The following is a 1,166-nucleotide window of genomic DNA, read 5'->3' as shown; positions in this document are numbered from 1 at the left end:
CACTCTTTTTATCGTCCCACTGCCACCACCACTCAACGGCAATCTCTTCTGCGCTCATGGTTCTCAATTCCGATTCACAAGCGTGTCTTCGACCTCGTGATAGATTTTGGGACATCCCAGTCCCCAAAATCGACTCGGCCTTTGACAACCTATTGGTGCCCCAGCCGTCCTGGTCACCAAGCACTACGCAACAACTTCGCAAGCTCGTTGCTGCTCCGTACTTGGCTCCCATATGACTGGACGCCGCGTTCGGAGGCCTACTTTGTTTTCCCTCTGGCGCAAGGCACGCCGGGAAAACAGTGCGGCCTCGCGGCTACTGGGGACTACCAGCCTTCGCTTCGCTCTCCATGGCTGGCAGCGGATGAGGAGGCGACGTTGTTTAGCACTTCCCCAATCTTTTCTGTTAAATCGGAAGAAACGGGATTTGGTAACACGTTGTTCTTGCTTGGGTAGGTGATTTCAGCGAAGCCAGGCCGTCCGTCCACAAGGCAATCGACTGCTAACGGAACCAGCCATGACACGTTCTCAACGATCTTGTATGTGTCCAGCGTGTTCACGCCAATAACCACAATACTTTCATCAGTTGTGGTCCTTAGTTCTCCGAGGTCACCGCTCGCATAGAAGAAGTCAACAGTGAACTGCCCATTCTCCGAAAGTCGGGCGTAATGCTGCCAGTCCTCAACATAAACGCCGGCCTCTTCTTTGAACTCACGACGCATTGCATGTAGAGGTGATTCGTCGGTATTTTCAATGTGGCCACCGATCCCATTCAACAACCCAGCCTGCCATTCAGGTCGCGCTTTACGAATCAGCGCAACCCATTCAAGATCTTCCGAAAAGAGAAAACCAACGACATACTCGGTGCTCATTTCATTGAGCTCCGGGCGCGGCCATTGGCCGCTGAAATATCCTCAACTGAAACGCCTAGCAAGCGTGCTGCGACGGCATCTACCGTTTCAGCAAAGGCATCTCGACATTGAAATACCCGCCAGCACCAGGCGCAGTGTCAACCTGTGCGGAAGGCGGTAAAAAACGGATGCCATTACTATTGGCAATGAGGGTTACAACCCCTTTGCCGATGCCCACCGGAATAATGTCGTTGTAGCGTAGGTTGTTGGGCATCTTTCGGTTCCTGGGGAATGGATTGATACATTCCATTTGATGAT

Annotated in this window: 3 protein-coding genes; 1 reads left to right on the top strand and 2 read right to left on the bottom strand. The window is 52.4% G+C overall.

Features of this window, described 5'->3' with window-relative positions:
- The coding region (locus tag ACOCD2_RS20990; RefSeq protein WP_419626045.1) for a hypothetical protein at positions 1–236 on the top strand (236 nt) is incomplete at its 5' end.
- 87 nt (positions 237–323) lie between these two features.
- Here ACOCD2_RS20990 and ACOCD2_RS20985 read toward each other — a convergent pair.
- Together ACOCD2_RS20985 and ACOCD2_RS20980 are read right to left on the bottom strand one after the other, a co-directional pair.
- A complete protein-coding gene (locus ACOCD2_RS20985) occupies positions 324–869 on the bottom strand; it encodes an NUDIX domain-containing protein (RefSeq protein ID WP_294046224.1) in 546 nt (181 codons plus the stop codon).
- A 79-nt stretch (positions 870–948) separates the two neighbouring features.
- Positions 949–1,166 (bottom strand): hypothetical protein (locus tag ACOCD2_RS20980; RefSeq protein ID WP_293653551.1); only part of this gene is annotated, 218 nt, incomplete at its 5' end.

The organism is Thiolapillus sp. (assembly GCF_048562965.1).
Taxonomy (GTDB): Bacteria; Pseudomonadota; Gammaproteobacteria; order Chromatiales; family Chromatiaceae; genus Thiolapillus; species Thiolapillus brandeum_A.
The sequence above is the reverse complement of the archived record's forward strand: the minus strand, read 5'-3'. Positions and strand labels throughout refer to the sequence as shown.

Bases quoted from the DNA above. Each gene is read 5' to 3' on its own strand.
- ACOCD2_RS20985 (WP_294046224.1), bottom strand. From the start codon at position 869: ATGAGCACCGAGTATGTCGTTGGTTTTCTCTTTTCGGAAGATCTTGAA.